This is a genomic window from Nocardia sputi, assembly GCF_023501985.1.
The window spans coordinates 201,428-220,819 of the sequence record NZ_JAMFLC010000009.1 but is presented as its reverse complement, the minus strand read 5'-3'; the positions used below and the strand labels follow the sequence as shown (position 1 = coordinate 220,819).

17 protein-coding genes are annotated in these 19,392 nt (G+C 69.1%); 10 read left to right on the top strand and 7 right to left on the bottom strand.

Going from position 1 to position 19,392, the window contains the following annotated elements:
• Positions 1–92: 92 nt before the first annotated feature.
• Positions 93–500: an SgcJ/EcaC family oxidoreductase gene (locus tag M8859_RS15105; RefSeq protein WP_159929113.1), complete on the bottom strand. Its 408-nt coding sequence runs from the start codon at positions 498–500 to the stop codon at positions 93–95.
• 429 nt (positions 501–929) lie between these two features.
• Here M8859_RS15105 and M8859_RS15100 point away from each other — a divergent pair, with 429 nt between their 5' ends.
• The 6 genes from M8859_RS15100 to M8859_RS15075 all read left to right on the top strand — a co-directional run bounded on the left by M8859_RS15100 (position 930) and on the right by M8859_RS15075 (position 7,562).
• On the top strand, positions 930–2,744 hold the full coding sequence (locus tag M8859_RS15100) for a nitrite/sulfite reductase (protein WP_249644409.1): 1,815 nt from the start codon (positions 930–932) through the stop codon (positions 2,742–2,744).
• 20 nt (positions 2,745–2,764) lie between these two features.
• Complete coding sequence (locus tag M8859_RS15095; RefSeq protein ID WP_159929117.1) at positions 2,765–3,481, top strand: phosphoadenylyl-sulfate reductase; 717 nt, start codon at positions 2,765–2,767, stop codon at positions 3,479–3,481.
• A gap of 181 nt (positions 3,482–3,662) precedes the next feature.
• A complete protein-coding gene (cysD, locus tag M8859_RS15090; RefSeq protein WP_159929119.1) occupies positions 3,663–4,595 on the top strand; it encodes a sulfate adenylyltransferase subunit CysD in 933 nt (310 codons plus the stop codon).
• 1 nt (position 4,596) lies between these two features.
• Entirely contained in the window at positions 4,597–5,892 is a 1,296-nt protein-coding gene (locus M8859_RS15085; RefSeq protein ID WP_159929121.1) for a sulfate adenylyltransferase subunit 1, read from the top strand.
• A 1-nt stretch (position 5,893) separates the two neighbouring features.
• Positions 5,894–6,757, top strand: coding sequence for a sirohydrochlorin chelatase (locus M8859_RS15080; protein WP_159929123.1), 864 nt, complete (start codon positions 5,894–5,896; stop codon positions 6,755–6,757).
• Positions 6,758–6,872: 115 nt separating this feature from the next.
• Positions 6,873–7,562, top strand: coding sequence for a hypothetical protein (locus M8859_RS15075; protein ID WP_195070042.1), 690 nt, complete (start codon positions 6,873–6,875; stop codon positions 7,560–7,562).
• Positions 7,563–7,786: 224 nt separating this feature from the next.
• Here the strand turns inward: M8859_RS15075 and M8859_RS15070 are convergent, their stop codons facing one another.
• Positions 7,787–8,410, bottom strand: a complete 624-nt coding sequence (locus M8859_RS15070; protein WP_249644408.1) for a TetR/AcrR family transcriptional regulator — start codon at positions 8,408–8,410, stop codon at positions 7,787–7,789.
• A 103-nt stretch (positions 8,411–8,513) separates the two neighbouring features.
• Here M8859_RS15070 and M8859_RS15065 point away from each other — a divergent pair, with 103 nt between their 5' ends.
• Together M8859_RS15065 and M8859_RS15060 are read left to right on the top strand one after the other, a co-directional pair.
• Positions 8,514–9,926, top strand: a complete 1,413-nt coding sequence (locus tag M8859_RS15065) for an MFS transporter (RefSeq protein WP_195070041.1) — start codon at positions 8,514–8,516, stop codon at positions 9,924–9,926.
• 8 nt (positions 9,927–9,934) lie between these two features.
• On the top strand, positions 9,935–10,618 hold the full coding sequence (locus tag M8859_RS15060) for an SGNH/GDSL hydrolase family protein (protein ID WP_159928181.1): 684 nt from the start codon (positions 9,935–9,937) through the stop codon (positions 10,616–10,618).
• Between the two features lie 73 nt (positions 10,619–10,691).
• On the opposite strand, the gene M8859_RS15055 is transcribed toward M8859_RS15060, so the two are convergent.
• Positions 10,692–11,654 carry a helix-turn-helix transcriptional regulator gene (locus tag M8859_RS15055; RefSeq protein ID WP_249644407.1) on the bottom strand — a complete coding sequence of 321 codons (963 nt, stop codon included), beginning with the start codon at positions 11,652–11,654 and terminating at the stop codon, positions 10,692–10,694.
• Positions 11,655–11,748: 94 nt separating this feature from the next.
• Between M8859_RS15055 and M8859_RS15050 the strand changes: the two genes are divergently transcribed.
• Positions 11,749–12,159: a VOC family protein gene (locus tag M8859_RS15050; protein ID WP_159928177.1), complete on the top strand. Its 411-nt coding sequence runs from the start codon at positions 11,749–11,751 to the stop codon at positions 12,157–12,159.
• 207 nt (positions 12,160–12,366) lie between these two features.
• Here M8859_RS15050 and M8859_RS15045 read toward each other — a convergent pair whose 3' ends face one another.
• Positions 12,367–13,161 carry an HAD family hydrolase gene (locus M8859_RS15045; RefSeq protein WP_159928175.1) on the bottom strand — a complete coding sequence of 265 codons (795 nt, stop codon included), beginning with the start codon at positions 13,159–13,161 and terminating at the stop codon, positions 12,367–12,369.
• Positions 13,162–13,252: 91 nt separating this feature from the next.
• On the bottom strand, positions 13,253–15,409 hold the full coding sequence (locus M8859_RS15040; protein ID WP_249644406.1) for an Hsp70 family protein: 2,157 nt from the start codon (positions 15,407–15,409) through the stop codon (positions 13,253–13,255).
• A gap of 511 nt (positions 15,410–15,920) precedes the next feature.
• Here M8859_RS15040 and M8859_RS15035 point away from each other — a divergent pair.
• Entirely contained in the window at positions 15,921–16,682 is a 762-nt protein-coding gene (locus M8859_RS15035; protein WP_159928171.1) for an SDR family NAD(P)-dependent oxidoreductase, read from the top strand.
• Positions 16,683–16,704: 22 nt separating this feature from the next.
• Here M8859_RS15035 and M8859_RS15030 read toward each other — a convergent pair whose 3' ends face one another.
• The gene (locus tag M8859_RS15030) at positions 16,705–18,291 is read right to left on the bottom strand and encodes an FAD-dependent oxidoreductase (RefSeq protein ID WP_159928169.1); all 1,587 of its coding nucleotides are present in this window, start codon (positions 18,289–18,291) and stop codon (positions 16,705–16,707) included.
• 6 nt (positions 18,292–18,297) lie between these two features.
• Positions 18,298–19,314 carry an AurF N-oxygenase family protein gene (locus tag M8859_RS15025; RefSeq protein ID WP_370523817.1) on the bottom strand — a complete coding sequence of 339 codons (1,017 nt, stop codon included), beginning with the start codon at positions 19,312–19,314 and terminating at the stop codon, positions 18,298–18,300.
• Positions 19,315–19,392: the final 78 nt, after the last annotated feature.

Here is a 19,392-nt window from a genome sequence, read left to right as displayed (position 1 = left end):
CACGAGAAGCGCGCGGCGATCGAACCGCCGCGCCTTCTCCTCGGCGAGCGCGGCGCACCGTCGGCTTACCCTTCGCGCGGCTAGCGACCGGGTCAGTCCGTCACGATGGGAGTGTTCTGGTTGGCGGTGAGCACCCAGCGGCCGTCCTCCTTGGACATCACATACATCGGGGTGCCTTCCCTGTCCAGGTCGCCCGCGGGGGTGAAGTAGCGCTGGCGCACCTTGACCGCCGCGACGTCGGGGCGGATGAACAAGACGTGCTCGACTTCGTAGGTCGCCTTGCCGTGCGCACCGGACCCGGGCAGCACCGCGGCGGTGAACTCGGCGATGGCGGCGCGCCCGAAGAGGCGCTTGCCGTGCCCGGTGGTCCAGATCGCGTCCTCGCGGAACAGAGCCGCGAATTCCTCGACCGACTCGGTGCGCTGTACGTGTTCCACGGTGGCGACCACCGCGCGGATGGCTTCGATCTCGGCGGCGGTGTCGACAGTTGGTGTACTCATGGTGGCGAGCTTGCTACCTCGAGCTGACTCGAGGTCAAGCGGCGTGCGCCGTCTCACTGACGACCCGGCGGACGTATCACGCGCCCGGTTCGGCGCGCGAACTATGACAGCCGTCACAAACCGGGTCGAGCGTCCAGGGAATTTCCCGCCAAAATGCGGGGAATACCGGATGCGGGGTCGGAAGGCCAGCGCTGACGTGGCACAATGGGCCGCATGCGCGCTTTGGGAGTACGACTTGTGGCACGTCGCCACGTCGATTACAAGCGCGTCTGTAGCGCCTGCTGTCTGTCCGGTTCCCTCCGGTAGTTCAGCGCGCCCGATCCCCGGCCTCCGGCGATCCCGACTCCATCGGCCCGCTGACACCGCAGGTGTGAGTCAGCCCCTCACGCCCTCAGCAGGATGTACCACCCACCCCGCAGGAGCGACCCCATGCCGTCGAGCACCGACGCCGGTCCGACCGATCAGCCCACGCCCGGATCCGAGCCCGGCCCCCGCGCGCGCCCCGAACGCCCGGCTTCCGAACGCCGGGTCCGCCCGGACCGCCCGCGTCCCGAGGCGACTTCCACGGGACCGCGCGCCCGCACCGGCAAGCCGGTGCGCCGCAAGGCCGAGGGCCAGTGGGCGCTGGGCTACCGCGAACCGCTGAACCCGAACGAACAGTCCAAGAAGGACGACAACCCGCTCAACGTCCGCGCCCGGATCGAGAACATTTACGCCAAGACCGGATTCGACGGCATCGACAAGGGCGATCTGCGCGGCCGGTTCCGCTGGTGGGGTCTGTACACCCAGCGCGAGCAGGGCTACGACGGCAGCTGGACCGGTGACGAGAACATCGACGTGCTCGAGGCCAAGTACTTCATGATGCGCGTGCGCTGCGACGGGGGTGCGCTGAATGTCGCGCAACTGCGCACGCTCGGGCAGATCTCCACCGAGTTCGCCCGGGACACCGCGGATCTGTCCGACCGGGAGAACGTGCAGTACCACTGGATCGAGGTGGAGAACGTCCCCGAGATCTGGAAGCGGATCGAAGCGGTCGGCCTGAAGACCACCGAGGCGTGCGGCGACTGCCCGCGCGTGGTGCTCGGTTCCCCGCTCGCGGGCGAGTCGCTGGACGAGGTCATCGACCCGACGCCCGCGATCGAGGAGATCGTGCGCCGCTACATCGGCAAGAAGGAGTACTCCAACCTGCCGCGCAAGTTCAAGACCGCGATCTCCGGCCAGCAGGACGTGGTGCACGAGATCAACGATGTGGCGTTCGTCGGCGTGGTGCATCCCGAACACGGCCCCGGTCTGGATCTGTGGGTCGGCGGCGGCCTGTCCACCAACCCGATGCTCGCCAAGCGGGTCGGCGTATGGGTGCCGCTGGAGGAGGTGCCCGACGTCTGGGAAGCCGTCGTGTCGCTGTTCCGTGACTACGGCTACCGCCGCCTGCGCACGAAGGCGCGCTTGAAGTTCCTGATCAAGGACTGGGGCATCGAGAAGTTCCGCCAGGTGCTGGAAGACGAGTACCTGAAGCGCAAGCTGATCGACGGCCCCGCGCCGCAGCAGCCGACCAAGCCGATCGACCACGTCGGCGTGCAGCGGCTGCGTAACGGGCTCAACGCCGTCGGCTTCTCCCCCATCGCGGGCCGGGTGTCGGGCACCGTCCTGACCAAGGTCGCCGACGCGGTCGAGCGGATCGGCTCCGATCGCGTCCGATTCACCCCGTACCAGAAACTGATCGTGCTCGATGTTCCCGACGACCAGGTCGACGCGCTGATCGAGGAGCTGGAACCCCTCGGCCTGCAGGCGCGGCCCTCGCTGTGGCGGCGCAACCTGATGGCCTGCACGGGCATCGAGTTCTGCAAGCTCTCCTTCGCCGAGACCCGCAAGCGGTCCCAGGCGCTGGTGCCGGAGCTGGAGGAGCGGCTTGCGGATCTGAACGCGCAGCTGGACGTTCCCATCACGATCAACATCAACGGCTGCCCGAACTCCTGCGCCCGCTCGCAGATCGCCGACATCGGGTTCAAGGGCCAGCTGGTCGACGACGGCGCCGGGAATCAGGTGGAGGGCTTCCAGGTTCACCTCGGTGGCAGCCTCGGCTTCGACAGCGCCTTCGGGCGCAAGCTGCGTCAGCACAAGGTGACCACCCAGGAACTCGGCGACTACGTCGAGCGGGTGGTGCGCAACTTCGTCAAACACCGTGCGGATGGCGAACGGTTCGCCCAGTGGGCGGTCCGCGCCGACGAGGCCGACCTCAGATAAGTGTCGACGGGAGATCAACTGTGACCACCGAACTCGTGGAGAAGCTGTCCGAGGACGAGCTCCGTGCCATCGCCGAGCGCGGGGCCGCCGAACTGGACGGCGCGTCGGCGACCGAACTCTTGCAGTGGACCGAGGACACCTTCGGCACGAACTACATCGTGGCCTCCAACATGCAGGACGGCGTGCTGGTGCACCTGGCCGCGGGCATCCGCGCCGGCGTGGACGTGCTGTTCCTGGACACCGGCTACCACTTCGCCGAGACCATCGGCACCCGCGACGCGGTGGAGGCCGTGTACGGAGTGAACGTGGTCGACGTTCGGCCGGAACATACGGTGGCCGAACAGGATCAGCTGCTGGGCAAGGATCTGTTCGCCCGCGAGCCGAACGAGTGCTGCCGGTTGCGCAAGGTCGTCCCGCTGCAGAAGTCGCTGGCCGGATACAACGCCTGGGTCACCGGCATCCGCCGGGTGGAGGCCCCGACCCGGGCGAACGCACCGCTGATCTCGTTCGACGAGGGTTTCGGACTGGTGAAGATCAACCCGATCGCGCCGTGGTCGGACGAGCAGATGCAGGACTACATCGAAAAGCACGGCATCCTCGTCAATCCCCTGGTGGAGGAGGGGTACCCGTCCATCGGCTGCGCTCCGTGCACCCGGAAGCCGGAGCCGGGAGCCGATCCACGCAGCGGGCGTTGGGCCGGTCTCGCCAAGACCGAGTGCGGGTTGCACACAGCATGACCGAGTCAGGGCCCGGAGGAGGCAGCCTGCGTAACCACGCAGGGCCCCCTCGGGCATGCACGAATAGACACAGCATGACCGAGTCAGGGCCCGGAGGAGGCAGCCAGCGTAACCACGCAGGGCCCCTCGGGCATGCAGAAAAGAACACAGCATGACCGAGTCAGGGCCCGGAGGAGACACCATGACCGAAACCATTCGACGCGAACGCCATCTCGGCATCAGCGATTTCGACACCCTCGCCGCGCTGGAGTCCGAGGCGATCCACATCTTCCGTGAGGTGGCGGGCGAGTTCGAGCGGCCGGTGATCCTGTTCTCCGGCGGCAAGGACTCCACCGTGCTGCTGCATCTGGCGCTGAAGGCGTTCTGGCCCGCTCCGCTGCCGTTCGCGCTGCTGCACGTGGACACCGGGCACAACCTGCCCGAAGTGCTCGAGTTCCGGGACAAGGTCGTCGAGCGCTACGGCTTGCGCCTGCACGTGGCGAAGGTGGAGGACTACCTGGCCGACGGCAGGCTCACCGAGCGCCCCGACGGGATCCGCAACCCGCTGCAGACCGTTCCCCTCCTGGACGCGATCAGCGAGCACCGTTTCGACGCCGTGTTCGGCGGTGGCCGCCGCGACGAGGAGCGCTCGCGCGCCAAGGAGCGGATCTTCTCGCTGCGCAACGCGTTCGGCCAGTGGGATCCGAAGCGGCAGCGCCCCGAGCTGTGGAACCTGTACAACGGACGCCACGCGCCGGGCGAGCACGTGCGCGTGTTCCCGCTGAGCAACTGGACCGAACTGGACATCTGGCGCTACATCGCGCGCGAGGACATCGATCTGGCGAGCATCTACTACACGCACGAGCGTCCGGTGTACCTGCGCGACGGCATGTGGATGACGCCCGGCGTGTGGGGCGGCCCGCGCGACGGCGAAGTGCTGGAGACCCGGTCGGTGCGCTACCGCACCGTGGGCGACGGGTCCTCCACCGGCGCCATTCTTTCCGACGCGGCCGACAACGAGGCGATCCTCGCCGAGGTCGCCGCGTCCCGACTGACCGAACGTGGCGCGACCCGTGGTGATGACCGGGTTTCCGAAGCCGCGATGGAAGACCGCAAGCGAGAGGGTTATTTCTGACATGTCCGACCTATTGAGGCTGGCCACCGCCGGTTCTGTCGACGACGGCAAGTCCACTCTGGTCGGACGCCTGCTCTACGACACGAAATCCGTTCTGGCCGACCAGATCGACGCCGTCACCCGCGCGTCGGTGGACAAAGGTCTGGCCACACCGGATCTGTCGCTGCTCGTGGACGGGCTGCGCGCGGAACGCGAACAGGGCATCACCATCGATGTCGCCTACCGGTACTTCGCCACTCCGCGCCGCTCGTTCGTGCTCGCGGACACCCCCGGGCACGTACAATACACCCGCAACACCGTGTCCGGCGCGTCCACCGCGCAGTTGGTGATCCTGCTCGTCGACGCGCGCAAGGGCGTCATCGAGCAGACCCGCAGGCATGCCGCCGTGCTCGCGCTGCTGGGTGTGCCGAAGCTGGTGCTCGCGGTGAACAAGATCGATCTGGTGGACGACGCCGCCGGCGTGTTCGCCGCGATCTCCGCGGAGTTCAACGAGCTCACCCGCACACTGGGCTGGTCGAGCGAGGACGTGCTGGAGATCCCGGTCTCGGCGCTGCACGGCGACAACATCGCCACCCGCTCGGACAACACCCCCTACTACGACGGCCCCTCGCTCATCGAGCATCTGGAATCGGTGCCGGTCGACGCCGACAGCACCGGCAATCACGCTTTGGGCTTGCGGTTCCCGGTGCAGTACGTGATCCGCCCGCGCACCGCGGAGCACCCGGACTACCGCGGCTACGCAGGGCAGATCGCCGCGGGCGCGGTCGCTCCGGGCGACGAGGTCGTGGTGCTGCCTTCGGGCATCCGTACGACCGTGGAGCGGATCGACACCCCCGACGGCGAGCTCGCGGTGGCGCAGGCCGGACGCAGCGTCACGCTCATCCTGGCCGACGATGTCGACATCTCCCGGGGCGACATCATCGCCTCGACCGCCGACGCGCCCGAGCCCGTCGATGCCTTCGACGCCACCGTGTGCTGGCTGGGTGACAAGCCGCTGCGCCCCGGCGCGCGACTGCTGCTCAAGCACGGCACCCGGACCACCCAGGCGATCGTCGGCACGCTGCTGGAGCGTTTCGACGAGCAGCGCCTGGCGGCCGATCCCAACCCGGAGTCGTTGGCACTCAACGACATCGGGCGCATCTCGGTCCGGGTCGCCGAGCCGATCCCGGCCGACGACTACCGGGCGAACCGGCACACCGGCAGTTTCCTGCTGATCGACCCGGCCGGCGGGAATACGCTGGCGGCCGGTCTGGTCGGCGACGTGCTGTCCGCCGTCGAGGTCGGCGCCGGAGCCTGACATGGCTGTGTCGCGAGCTCTTTCCGGCGCCTTGCCGGTCGTGCGCGCGAGCGCACCGGGCCGCTCGGGTTCCGCGACAGCCCGGCTCGGTCGCCCACCGGCGGTACTCGGTGACAGCCCACGGCCGCCCGCGCTGATCGCGGTCGCTCACGGCAGTCGCGATCCACGCTCGGCGGCGACCGTCGCGGAGGTGGTCGCCGCCGTGGCGGTCGCTCGGCCGGATCTCGACGTCCGGACGGCGTTCCTCGATCTCACCGCCCCGTCGGTCGAACAGGTCGTGGCTGCGGTCGCCGCCGAGGGACACACGCACGCGGTGGTTACCCCGCTGTTGCTCGGCAGCGCCTTCCACGCCAGGGTCGACCTGCCCGGCCTGCTGGCCGCGGCCCGCGCCCGTCATCTCGGGCTGCGCCTGACCCAGGCCGACGTGCTCGGCGCGGGCCCCGGGCTGATCGAGGCGTTGCGCGACCGGGTACTCGCCGCCGGTGGCGAGGCCGGGCACCTCTCGGGGGGCCGGCGTCTCGGTGTCGCGGTCGCGGCGGTCGGATCGTCGTCGACCGCCGCCAACACCCGGACCGCCGAAGTCGCCACCCGCCTGCGCGCCCGCACCGGCTGGCACACCGAGATCTGCTTCGCGACCACCGAACCGTCGGTGACCGAGGCGATTTCGCGACTACGCGCCCGCGGCGCGGACCAGGTGCTGATCGCGCCGTGGTTCCTCGCACCGGGACTGCTGACCGATCGCCTGGCCGACGCCGCGCCGCAGGCCATCCACGCGGACGTTCTCGGCGCGCATCCGGCCCTCACCCAGGTCATCTTGGACCGCTATCACGCGGCGATCGCGCAGACCCGCGCGCTTTCTGCCTGACCGGACGTTCTCGGAGAAGTCTTCCGGTCTCGGATGATCGCGGACACGCTTGCTTCCGAATCGTCCGCGCCGACCCACGCGCGCGTCCGACGGACACTGATGCTAGGAACTCGGGATGGCCGAAACGTCTTTCCGCACCACCTCCTGCGCCAGCCACGGACATCCCGAGTTCACCGTCGTGATCACCGAGACGCAGTTGCCGGGCATGGAGAGCTGGCTGCTGGCCTACTTGGAATCCTCTGTGGCGGAGGGCACGCGGTATCACCCCGGTGAGACGATCCGGATCGGCTGGAATCTGGTCCGGGTGCGCGGGCGCGACGACGGCACGCTGGGGCTGGCCGAACGCGCCGATGCGCAGACCTGGGTCGAGCAGGTCGATCGCACGCTGCGCGACGTCTGGTATCAGCGCGAGGTGGCGGCAGGCGTCGGCCTGGCCGAGCGCCTCGACTTTCCGGGCGAGGACCAGCAGGCGATCGTCTCGTCGTGCGGGCTCGAGTCGCCCGTGCTGGTTCTGGCCCGCACCGAGCCGGACGACCCAGAGTTCTCCGGCTGGTCGGTCGAGTGCTTCGAAGACCACGCACACCGCTCGTCGTACTACACCACCCTGCTGGAACTGGCCACCGCCATGCCGTTCGCGGTGCAGTTCTTCGCGCTGCCGGTCTCGACCACGGTGCTGATCGAAAGCCCCGGCATGACCCCGACCGGCACCATCCGCCCGCACATCGTGGACGCGGACGGCGTCGAACTGTCCCCGATCCCGGGCTCCTACCTGGACCACCTGGTCAACGGGACGCCGAGCGGCTAGCGGGTCGGCGCATGCGGTGGTGACGCCACTGGTGCCTTGCGCTACCGGCGGCCGACGCCGTTGCCAACTCACGAGGGCAAGGCACTCGCCTGCGCCGACTCGACGCCATCCAACTCCGAGGGGCTGGCCTGGTCACCTCGCAGATGGGATCGGCGGACGACGGCCCGTAGGGCCATTTCATGCCTCCGCGGCGGCGCGTCCACCACGAGTCGAGCGGTGGCGGCTCAACCGAGCAGGTCGTCGACTATGGCGCGCGCGGTGGCGACGCCCCGCTCGTCACCCAACTGCCGTGCGTTGTGCGCCGCGGCGATGACCGCATCCAATTCGAACGCGACGGCATCGGCGGCGCGGCCGCCGAGATGCCCCTGCTCCTGAGTACGGTGAATCTCCTTCACCAGCCACGCGAGCCAGTCCCGACGGTCTTCGGCGATGGCATCGCGCACCGGTCCCGGCTTGCTGTCGAATTCGGCGAGGGTCGCCACCCGGAAGCACCCGCCGGGGAATGCCGGGTTGGTCACCTGGCCGAACCAGCGCTCGACCAAGGCGCGCAGGCGCGGTAGTCCCGCGGGCTCGCTCAGGCTCGGCGTGATGACCGCGTCGATGAAGACCTGCCGCGCGGATCCGACCGCCGCGAGTTGCAAGCTCTCCTTGCTGCCGAAGAGGGTCGCGATCCCGCTCTTGCTGAGCCCCAGATCCGTGGCCAGTCGGCCGATGCTGATGCCGTTGAGCCCTTCCACGGACGCCACGTCGGCGGCGCGGCGAGCGATCGACGCCCGTGCCCGCGCCCCTTTGGCCAGGCGCTGATCGGTGTCGCGAGGCTGACCGCCTGCGGTGACGGACTTGGTCATACAGGTCATTGTTCCACTCCGCCATTGCACATACGAACGTATGGTCGTACTTTAATTGAACGAACGATCGTGCGTTTTGTTTCCCACTATCCGAAGGACTTCCATGACCGACGCGTCCGTGCGGCTCGACAGCCCGCCGACCGCGACCGCGGCTACCCGCATCTTGCTGATCGCGTGCGGCGCGGCATTCATCGCTTTTCTCGACCTCTCGGTCGTCAACATCGCCTTCCCCTCGATCGCCCGGGACTACCCCGGCACGGCCACCACCACGCTCACCTGGGTCGTCAGCGGATACGCGGTCGCTTTCGCCGCCCTGCTCACTCCGGCCGGACGTTTCGCCGACGCGCTCGGCCGCCGCAAGCTCTTCCTCGGGGCGCTCGCCGGTTTCGCGGCCACCTCCCTGCTGTGCGGGCTCGCGCCGACGGCGGGCTGGCTCATCGTGGGCCGGGTCCTGCAAGGCGCCACGGCTGCGCTGATGGTGCCGTCCGCCCTCGGCTTGGTGCTCGCCGCAACCCCGCGGGAGAGGATCGGCGCGGCCATCGGAGCATGGTCGGCCGCCGGCGGGTTCGCCGCGGTGGTCGGGCCCGCGCTGGGCGGCGCGCTGGTCGAAGGGTTCGACTGGCGAGCGATCTTCGTGATCAACGTGCCGGTGGCCGTCCTGCTCATCGCGGCGGCGACGCGCATCCCGGCACCGACCAGCCGCCCCTCGGGGGGCGCGCTGCCGGATCCGGTCGGCACCGTCGCGGTGGCGGCCGGCCTGGGCGGCCTGGTCGCGGGCGTCACCGAAGGGCAACGCTGGGGCTGGACCTCGGCGGGGACCCTGACCGCGCTGATCGGCGGTGGGCTCCTGGTCCTCGCCGCCCTCGCACGTTCGGCCCGCCACCACCATCCCGCGATCGCGGTGGAGCTCTGGCGCAGCAAGTCGTACGCGCTGGCCAACGCGACCTCGTTCGTCTTCGGGGCCGCCATGTTCGCCTGGCTGCTGTCGGGACCGCTGTTCCTCGACGCGATCTGGGGCTACTCGGTGCTCGGCTCCGCGGGGGCGATGACCATCGGGGCGGTGGCTTCGATGGTGACGGCGACGGTCGCCGGCCGAGTCGGCTCGCTCACAGCCAGGCGATGGCTCGGCGTGCTCGGCGCCTCGATGTTCGTCGCGTGCGCCGTGTGGATGAGCACGGACGCCTTCGGTTCCACTCCAGCCCTGTGGTCGGCGTGGGTTCCGGCCGGCGTGCTCGGCGGTGGCGGCATCGGCTTCGTGGTCACCGTGCTCGGCACCGCGGCCGCGAGTTCCCTTCCGCCGCAGCAGTTCGCCGCCGGAACCGGCATGAATCTGACGGCGCGGCAAGTGGGCGGCGCACTCGGCGTGGCGGTGCTCGCGGCCGTGTTCGCCGCTCATCCGGACGATTCGCTCGGCGCGTTCCACATTCTCTTCGCCGTGTGCGCCGGCATCGCGGCCGTGGCCGCCTGCCTGGCGGCCCTCCCGACGAGCACTCCGTCCCCGTCCACCGACAACTAGGAAATTCCATGAGCGACAACGACATTCGCACCGAAGCCAATGATCCACTGCTGCTGCCCCTCGCCGAGCAGCGACGCCTGCTCGCCGACGCACCGTGGCAGCGCTACGCGGTGCTCGGCGACTCCATCGCGCAGGGCGTCGGCGACCCGAGCCCGGGATACGAACCCAGAGGCTGGGCCGACCGCGTCGCAGCCGTGCTCGCCGAGGCTCGCCCAGGTCTGGCCTACCTGAATACCGGCCGGATCGGCGCCACCTCCGACCAGGTCCTGGCCGAACAGTTGCCCGCCGTGCTCGAGTTCCGGCCCGACCTCGTCCACCTCACCTGCGGAGGCAACGATTTGTTCCTGGCAGGCGGCGATCTCACCCAGCTGCGGACGAACCTGGACACGCTGTTCGGCACACTGGCCCGCACCGGGGCCCAGGTCGTCACCTTCACCCTGGCCGACGTCTGGGAAGTCGAGCGCATGGCCCCCATGCGCCCGATGCGCGATCGGATGGCCGCGCTCAACGATCTGGTCCGCGAGCTGGCCGCCCGCTACGACGCGCTGCTGCTCGAACTCTGGGATCACCCGCTGCGCCTGCGCGAGGATCTGATGAGCGCCGACCTCATCCACTTCAGCATGAGCGGGCACGCCGTCCTCGCCTCGGACATGGTGCGCATGTTGGCCGGTCACGTTCTGGCGCCGCGCTGACCCGGATGGACGGGTGGAGGCAGTGGCCGACTGCCCCACCACGTTCCGAGCAGCGGTCGCGCGAGCAGGGTCGTCACATGCCGGGCCGCCCGTCCTTCGCGTAGCGGTCGAGTAGTTCGGCGCCGAGGCGGGCGAGTTCTTCCCGGACCTCGGGAGGACCGAGGACCTCGATCGAGGCGCCCCAGCCGGCCAACTGCTGGGCGAGCATCCAGGCGGTCGGGGCGGTGACGCGGACCTGAACGCGTCCGTCGGCGACCGGGCCGTCCACCACGCAGTTCCTACCCTGCTGGTCACGCAGGACGGGCAAGAGGCGTTCGGAGATCAACACCGTGGCGGCGGTGGTCGCGCGCCGCTGCTCCATCTCCTCGACCACCTGCACCCAAGCGGTGGGGAGATCGAAATCGTCCGGGCGATGGGCCGGTTCGTCGGTGAGGGAGGCTTCGGAGATCCGGTCCACGCGGAACGTCCGCTGCCCCCGCTCGGTTCCGGCGATCAAATACCAGACGGCGTCCTTGTCGGCCAGGCCCCACGGGTCGACGATGCGCTCGGACCGCTCGCCGGTCCGGTTCGCATAGCGCAGCCGGACCTTGTTGCGCTGCACGACCGCCCGTTGCAGCAGCGCCACCACCGGCGGCAGCTCGCGGTCGGTCGCACCCCAGCGCGCCGGGTCGATCACCACGGCGTCGGCAGCCGCCTGCGCGTCGCCCCGGAACGTCTGTGGTAGCGCGCGGACCAGTTTGCGCAGCGCGGACTTGGCCTCCGGCACCGCCCCCGCGGAGGGACCGGCCAGAAGGAACAACGCCCGCGCCTCCCCCGCCGTCAGACCGCTCAGATCCGTGCGCGCACCTCCCACCAGCGACCATCCGCCGCCCCGCCCCGGCTGCGGATACACCGGCACCCCGGCGGCGGAGAGCGCTTCCAGGTCCCGGCGCGCGGTCGCGACCGAGGTCTCGAGTTCCGCCGCCACCTGCGCGGCCGTCACGCGGCCTCGGTTCTGCATCATCAGCAGGATCGCCACCAACCTGTCCGCTCGCATGTGCCTAATTCTGCCGGTAAAAGTGCTCATTCGGTGCACACTTTGAATCGGATGATGGTTCTACACACAAGAACCACACCGAAGGAGAATCACCATGCTGCGCGGAATGGCGACGAGCACCTTTTACGCCGACGACCTCGAGGCCGCCAAGGACTGGTATACCGAGTTCTTCGGCGTCGAGCCGTACTACCACGTCCCCAACGGCTACTACGAGTTCCGCATCGGCGACTACCAGCACGAATTCGGCATCGTGAACCGCGCCTACGCCCCGGAGGGCGCCCGGAACGCACCCGGCGGCGCGATCGTCAACTGGCACGTCGACGACTTGCAGGCGACGTTCGACCGGCTGCTGGAACTCGGCGCGACCGTCTACGACCCGATCACCCCACGCGGGAACGACGGGAGTTTCGTCACCGCCGCGGTGGTCGACCCGTTCGGCAACGTCCTCGGCCTCATGTCGAATCCGCACTACCTCGAGGTCCTCGGCAAGACCGGTCCGGCGTAGATCACGACGGTGACGGCGTGGCGGCGACGACCGGGGTCGTCTCGTCACGCCGGGCGGACCGTCGAGTACCAGCTCACGAGGCACGGTGCCGCACCCCGGCGGCGGACTCTCGCTACCGGCACGGGCCCGAAGCGGCGGGACGACAGCGGCCGCACGAGGTGTGCGGGGTGCGGGCGCGCCAACGGTATCTCGGACTCGATCAGCGGGTCAGGAACGGAACCAGCGCTCCAGCACGGTGGCGACGCCGTCGTCCAGAACGTGGCCGGTCACTTCGTCGGCGAGATCGCGAACATCCGAGGGCGCGTTGGCCATCGCGACCGAATGGGCTGCCCAGCGCAGCATTTCCCGGTCGTTGTAGCCGTCACCGATGGCCAGCGTCGCCTCGTCCGGGACACCGAGGGCGATGCGCAGCTGTTCCAGCGCCCATCCCTTGGAGACCCCCTGCCGGGAAACGGTGAGCCACGGCCCGAACTCGCCGTGCACCCAGCTCGCACCCGGCACGCGCAAGGAGCGCAGCGCGCGCAGCATCTCCTCGAGCGAACCGTCCGGCAACCAACCGTTCAGTCGCGGGGTGGGTTCGCTGCACAGCACGTGGTGGTCGACGAGCAGGTACTCCCCGAGAGAGTATTCACCCGGGCCGGCCCCGGTGGCCCAGGTACCGATGCCGACCTTCTCCACGGCGAAGATCATCGCCGGGAAGAGCGCGCGCAACGCGGTGATCGCGGGCGCGGGATCGAACGCCTGGATCGCGACCGGCTCGCCCCGTGCCACGTCGATGTGCACGGCACCGTTCGAGCACAACGCATGCCCTTCGCGCAGACCGAGTTCGGTGAGCACCGAACGTGTGGTCAGCACCGTGCGGCCGGTGGTCACCACGACGTGTGCGCCCGCCGCTACGGCCGCGCGCACCGCCGCCACGACGCGCGCACTGATCGGTGTCCCCGTGTCCAGCAGCGTCCCGTCCACGTCCAGCGCTATCAGCTGGGGGCCCCCGGATGCCATCAACCTATTGTGCCTGGGCTCCGGGCTCAGCAAATCCGATGCGTCGAGATCCGCACGCGCGAGGACCATTTCGTCGTCGTGCACATCACCGCTACCGACCGCGGGCTCCGCCTCCCGCGCCACCGGCCGACGATCCGCCTGTCGATGATCCCCCGACCGAGCCCGAACGGCTCGACGAACCGCCGGATGACGAAGCGCCCGAGGAGTTCCCGCCCGGACGACCACCCGCGGACGACGCTCCACCCGGACGTCCGCCCGACGCGGATCCGCCTGTCGAGGATCCACCAGCCGATCCGGCTTGTGACGAACCGTTCGCGGGACCGGTGGACCCGCCCGAGGACGAATTGTGCGTCGCGGAATTCCCGGCCGATCCGCCCGAGGACGACCCCCCCGACGACGAGTCGCCGGACGATCCGTGCGCGCCGGTCGATGCGTCCTCACCTGCGGAGTGGCCCCCGGAAGCAGTTCCGCCGGATGCTGTCGCATCGGAGTCGCCGGAGGACTCACCGGTCGACCCGCCTGCGGACGATGAAATACCTGACGAACTCGTCGCGGAGGAGTCACCACGGGCGCCCGTGCCGGAACCCTGCGTGCCGGATGTTCCGGTGGATGCGCCGCCCACCGAACTTCCCGCAGTCGTCCCGCCGGACGCCGCCGGTGCCGAACCATTCTGCGGTGCGGGAGCAGTCGAGCCCGGTGATCCCACGGGCGGCGTCACGGTGCCTGGACCCGGGATCTGCCCCGAGGCAGGCGGCAGACCCGCTCCGGGCGTCTGCCCCGGCACACCCGGCTGACCGGCAGCCGGAGGCTGCCCGGGGACAGGCGGTTGCCCGGCAGCCGGGGGCTGCCCGGGAGCAGGCGGTTGCGCGATGTCCCCGGGTACGGGACTGACGACCGGGGCGAACGGAAGCGGATTCACGAAGTAGGCCGGATCACCGTATCCCCGGTAGCGCAAGCCGTTCGGGGCGCAGCACTTCCACGGGGCACGATGTGTGCCGAGCTGCGACTCGGCCAGCGAAGGACCATGGCCGGCGCTGCGGGGAGCCGGCGTGATGAATCGCGTGTAGGCGGAGGGCTGCTGCGACAGCAACGACGGCAGCGCCCGGCTCGAGTTCCACGCGGTCGGCGCGGCCATCCGGGACCAAGCCTCGGCGAGGCGCTCGCTCCCGACGTCGACCAGCAGACTGTCCCCCGGCATCCCGAGTTCCGGAAGACGCTCGAGCATCGGCGACAGCTCGGGAACCGTCGGTCCGCCGAAGACCGTGACCGCCGACATCGCGACCGCCGATACCACCGCGGCGCTGGAGAACACCGCCACGCGAGGCGCGCTGGACCGGCCGTCCGACGCGCCGAGCGCCATGGTGCCGGCCGCCATGAGGGCGGCGCCCGCGGCGACCGTCTGTCCGGGGTCGGCCGAGATCACCACGGGCCGACCGAGTTCGGCGAGCGTCCTGGCGACTTCGGCGGGGCGTGCGGCCCCGCCCACCAGCAGGATCCGGCCGATGTCGGAGAGCGTGATGCCCGCCTCCCGCACACATTCACGGACCAATTGGAGCGAGTCCTGCACGTGCGCGACACGCAGTCCGTCGATGTCGACGATGGACGTCATCGACAGTCCCGCGGATTCGGCAGGCACGTCGGGGGCGTACCGCGCGATCATCGACCCCAGCGGACGCCCGCCGAAGTCGTAGGAGCGCACCGGCTTTCCGATCATCGGATGGTTGTCCCAGTCCGGGCCGACGCGCACGATGCTCACGTCGAGGCTGGTGCCGCCGAGGTCGTAGACCAGGACGAAGCTGGTCTCGAGCGGACCCTGCTGGTGTTCCAGCCATTCCGCGGCCGCGACGGGCTCGGGCACCAGGAGCACGTCGCCCGCCCCGGATAGGTCCAGCGCCTGTCGCAGCAGCGCGACCTGCTTGTCGGAATACATCGCGGGGTAGGTGGTCACGACGCCCGCTTCGGACGCACCCGGCTCCACCGCCCGCAGCTCGTTGACGACCGCGGCGACGAGATTCGCCGGTGACCATATGCGGCCGCCGACGACCACCGCTTCCGGGTCGCGGCCCAGGTCGGCGAAATCCGTGACCGCCATGCTGAATTGCGCGATCCCGCCGAGGCGCAGTCCACCGGCGCTGTCGAAGGTCACCGCGGTGCGCCGAGACCGCGCCGCCGGCCGTGGCAGTTCCGCGGTGACCGAAGCCGTCACGGAGTTCACCGCACCGATGCTGAAACCCAGACCTGTAGTCATTCGCTATCCCGTCAACGCACCGTGACCACGTCCATCACATGGCGTTCCCCTGTGGCCGCGGTCGTCTTCCAAACAGCCACCACAGGTTAGCTGTTTCGAGTCCTCGGAGATGCACAATTGATATGGAATGTTTCCCCGAGAGCCATCATCGCCCGAAATGCCAGGTAAATACCAGGCAACTCAGGCGTCCAGCCCACTCGACGCCGTCGATATGACTGCCGTTCCAGCGATTCCGCTACCGTGCAGCGATCTCGATAACGGTGGGATGATCCAACCGAAAGACGGTTTAAGGGGCACCGAACCCCACCATGCGATAGACACCGACCAGTCGGTAACCAGTTCATTGCTCTTACTGCGGGATTGCCGCGCGTCAACCTCGTCGACAATCCATTGACACGTCAACTAGACGTCCGATTTCTGCCAGCGCCGCTGTTGGCGTCCGGCTTGACTGGGCAGCGGCTCCCACCACGAAGGTGAGATCGCCACAGCGAGCAGAGAGGGAAATCGAACGATGGCAACACGATTCGCGCAGCAGGTCGTACTGATCACCGGCGCGACTTCGGGCGTGGGCAAGGCGGTGGCGCTGCGGGTCGCGAGCGAAGGCGCCGCGGTCGTGCTGGGCGCCCGTGGCAAGGAGGCGGGCGAGCAGGTGGCCGCCGACATCCGCGCGGCAGGCGGCCGGGCGCTGTTCGTGCCGACCGATGTCACAGTCGAACAGGACCTCGCCCGGCTGACCGACGCCGCGCTGTCGGAATTCGGCCGCCTCGACGCGGCATTCAACAACGCGGGCGCGGTGAACGCCTTCGGTCCGGTCGCGCAGATCGACGAAGTCGGCTGGCGCGCCGATCTGGAGCTCAATCTCACCAGCGTGTTCTACGGCCTGCGGCAGCAGGTTCCCGCGCTGGCGGCCTCCGGCGGCGGCGCGATCCTGAACAACGCGTCGAATCTCGGGGTGGTCGGCATGGGCTCGGTGGCGCCGTACGTGGCCGCCAAACACGGGGTGGTCGGCTTGACCCGCGCCGTGGCGCTCGAAGCCGCCGATCAAGGCGTGCGGGTCAACGCATTGGTGTCGGGAGCAGTCGACACCCCGGCTTTCCGGAACTCGATGGGCGCGACGCCGGAAGGCGAGGCCGCCATCGCCGCCCTGCACCCGATAGGCCGCATCGCGGCGCCGGAGGAGATCGCCTCGTTCTGCGCCTACCTGCTCAGCGCCGAAGCGAGTTTCGTCACCGGCGCCGCGCTGGCCATCGACGGTGGTTTCACCGCGCGGTGACCTCCGGCCCCGCGGGGGTCGGTCAGGCGCGGGCCAGCAAGCGGCGGACCCGGCCGGGGCGAGCTTCCACAGCTCCCCCGGCACGGACCGCGGGCTGACGCAGCCGCACCAGCCGGTCGAACTCCGCGGCGGTACCGGCGGGTTCGGGCAGGCGGCCCGCGTTGAAGTCCGCGGCCAGCTGCCGCACCGTCTCCTGGGCACACGATTTGTTGGTGCCGATGAAACCGGTGGGCCCGCGCTTGATCCAGCCGGTCACGTAGGTGCCGGTGACCACCGCCGCGCCCGCGCGCTCCAGCACGCGGCCGTGCTCATTCGGGATCACCGCGGCCTGCTCGTCGAACGGCAGACCCGGCACCGCGACGCCGCGGTAGCCGACCGAGGTGAGCACCAAGCCCGCGTCGAGGCGCTCGGTCTCCCCCGTCGCGACGGCGCGAACGCGGCCATCGGGATCGGTCACCAGTTCGGTGCGGCCGATCTCGAGGCCGGTCACCCGATCGGTCCCGAGGATCTCGGTGGGCGCGGCGAGATAGCGGAACACGACGTGCTTGCGCTCGCCGACCGGCCGGGTGCGCACGCTGTGCAGCAGCCGCAGCTTCTGCTCGACGTGGAAGGGCAGTTCCGCACCGAGCTCGGGCAGCTCGCCCTCGACCACGATGTCCACATCGCATCCGAGCAGGCCGACGAATTCCGGCACGGTGAAAGCCGATTCGAGCGGGCCGCGCCGACCGAGCACGACCACTTCCTCGATCTCGCTCTCCCGCAACGCCCGCAACGCGGACGGCGCGATATCGGTGCCTGCCAGCGTCGCGGGGTCGCTGGTGAGGACGCGCGCGACGTCGAGCGCGACGTTGCCGTTGCCGACGATCACGGCCCGCCGAGCGGAAAGGTCGAAGGAACGGTCCACGTGATCGGGATGACCGTTGTACCAGGCGACGAAATCGGTGGCCGACACAGTGCCCGCCAGGCCCTCACCCGGGATGCCGAGCTTGCGATCCGAGGACGCGCCGACCGCGTAGATCACGGCGTGGAAATGGTCGAGCAACTCGGCGTGTGAGATGTGCGCGCCGATATCGACGTTCAGGTATGAACCGAACCCCGGCTGCGTCGAGATGACGTCGAACAGCTCGCCGACCTTGCGCGTCTTGTCGTGGTCCGGTGCGACACCGTGCCTGGCCAGACCGTAGGGCACCGGCAGCCGGTCGAACACGGTCACCGACACCTCGGGTTGGGTCAGCAGTTCGTCCGCGGCGTACATCGCCGACGGCCCCGACCCCACGATCGCCACCCGCAGCGGCGTGCGCTCGGTATGGATCCGCGCCGCTGGCACCGGTCGCGCCAGCAGGGGACGCGGCCGGGACTGCCGGTAGAAATCGGCGTTGATCTCGATGAACGGCTTCTGCTCCGCGGTCAGCTTCTTCGCTGACACGATGGCGTCGACCGGGCACGCGGTGGCGCATGCGCCACAGTCCACGCACGCCTTCGGGTCGACGTACAGCATCTCCGCCGTCCGGAAGTCCGGCTCGTCGGGCGTGGGATGGATGCAGTTGACCGGGCAGGCGTACACGCAGGACGCGTCGCTACAGCAGGATTGGGTGACGACGTACGGCATACCGGCTCAGGCGACCTTGCTCGCGGCGCGCAGCGGTTCCGACCGGTACCGGGTGCTGGGACCGTCGATCCCCAGCGCCTTCCAGACCGCCTTGGCGACCGGGTTCATCAGCCCGATGTCCTTGGCCAAGGCGCGTACGTCACAGAAGTAGTCGCTGAAGACCTGCTTGGCCTCCTTCGAGCCGTAGAACAGCTCCTTGCGCACCTTGTCCGGAATGTCGAACTCGGTGAAGAACGACCGCGGCGGGGTGACGATCGCGCGACCGAGGATCCACATGACGATCGGCATGGCCAGCGAGAGGATGAACTTCTGCGCGGGCTTCGCGTGCGGCACATGGTTCTTCAGGAACTCGTGCGCGAAGGAGATGTGCCGCGCCTCTTCGGCGACGTGAATGGCCATCACACCGCGCATGATCGGGTGCACGTCTTCGCCGGAGCGCAGGATCTGCTTCTGGATGTGGTCGATCGGCTCCTCACCGGCCAGCACGGCCATGAAGAACAGGTTCGGGAACCAGGCCGCCACGGGCGCGCCCAGGTACTTGAACTTGCTGACCAGGGGGCCCATGCCGGGCACATCCAGCCCGATCCGGTTGACCATCTCCTGGAACATCAGGGTGTGGTTGTGCTCCTCGATCATCTCGTGGGAGCAGTAGCGGAACTCCGGCGAACCGTTCGGCAGGCCGAAGTTGTGGATGACCATGCCGCTGATCAAGATCGACTCGAACTGCAGGCCGACCTTGGCGATGTTCGCCTGCCGGTACTTGCCGACGGCGATCTTCTCCTCGTTCGAGAGCGCTTGGTACCAGGGATGGCGCGCCACGGTGTCGGCGGACACGGGCAGGATCCAGCGCTCCTCACCGGCGTCGGCGGCGAAGTCGGGATTATCCCAGTCGATGTCCTCGAACGGGTCGAAGTGTTTGTTGACCGATCCCTCGGAGAGCAGCAGCAGCTTCGCGGCATACTCCTGCGCCTTCTCCAGATCGGGATCGACTGCGGGTGTCACGGCTGCGGACATCGTCGTCACTGCCTCTCCTCGATGGAACCGTTAACTGTATCCCATAGTTACACCAACGGAGAGTCACGTCAACCCAGCAGTTGCTAG

What these genes read in the sequence shown, in the direction of transcription:
- M8859_RS15105 (WP_159929113.1), bottom strand. Translation starts at nt 500, where the DNA reads ATGAGTACACCAACTGTCGACACCGCCGCCGAGATCGAAGCCATCCGC.
- M8859_RS15100 (WP_249644409.1), top strand. Translation starts at nt 930, where the DNA reads ATGCCGTCGAGCACCGACGCCGGTCCGACCGATCAGCCCACGCCCGGA.
- cysD (WP_159929119.1), top strand. Translation starts at nt 3,663, where the DNA reads ATGACCGAAACCATTCGACGCGAACGCCATCTCGGCATCAGCGATTTC.
- M8859_RS15085 (WP_159929121.1), top strand. Translation starts at nt 4,597, where the DNA reads ATGTCCGACCTATTGAGGCTGGCCACCGCCGGTTCTGTCGACGACGGC.
- M8859_RS15080 (WP_159929123.1), top strand. Translation starts at nt 5,894, where the DNA reads ATGGCTGTGTCGCGAGCTCTTTCCGGCGCCTTGCCGGTCGTGCGCGCG.
- M8859_RS15075 (WP_195070042.1), top strand. Translation starts at nt 6,873, where the DNA reads ATGGCCGAAACGTCTTTCCGCACCACCTCCTGCGCCAGCCACGGACAT.
- M8859_RS15070 (WP_249644408.1), bottom strand. Translation starts at nt 8,410, where the DNA reads ATGACCAAGTCCGTCACCGCAGGCGGTCAGCCTCGCGACACCGATCAG.
- M8859_RS15065 (WP_195070041.1), top strand. Translation starts at nt 8,514, where the DNA reads ATGACCGACGCGTCCGTGCGGCTCGACAGCCCGCCGACCGCGACCGCG.
- M8859_RS15060 (WP_159928181.1), top strand. Translation starts at nt 9,935, where the DNA reads ATGAGCGACAACGACATTCGCACCGAAGCCAATGATCCACTGCTGCTG.
- M8859_RS15055 (WP_249644407.1), bottom strand. Translation starts at nt 11,654, where the DNA reads ATGCGAGCGGACAGGTTGGTGGCGATCCTGCTGATGATGCAGAACCGA.
- M8859_RS15050 (WP_159928177.1), top strand. Translation starts at nt 11,749, where the DNA reads ATGCTGCGCGGAATGGCGACGAGCACCTTTTACGCCGACGACCTCGAG.
- M8859_RS15045 (WP_159928175.1), bottom strand. Translation starts at nt 13,161, where the DNA reads ATGGCATCCGGGGGCCCCCAGCTGATAGCGCTGGACGTGGACGGGACG.
- M8859_RS15040 (WP_249644406.1), bottom strand. Translation starts at nt 15,409, where the DNA reads ATGACTACAGGTCTGGGTTTCAGCATCGGTGCGGTGAACTCCGTGACG.
- M8859_RS15035 (WP_159928171.1), top strand. Translation starts at nt 15,921, where the DNA reads ATGGCAACACGATTCGCGCAGCAGGTCGTACTGATCACCGGCGCGACT.
- M8859_RS15030 (WP_159928169.1), bottom strand. Translation starts at nt 18,291, where the DNA reads ATGCCGTACGTCGTCACCCAATCCTGCTGTAGCGACGCGTCCTGCGTG.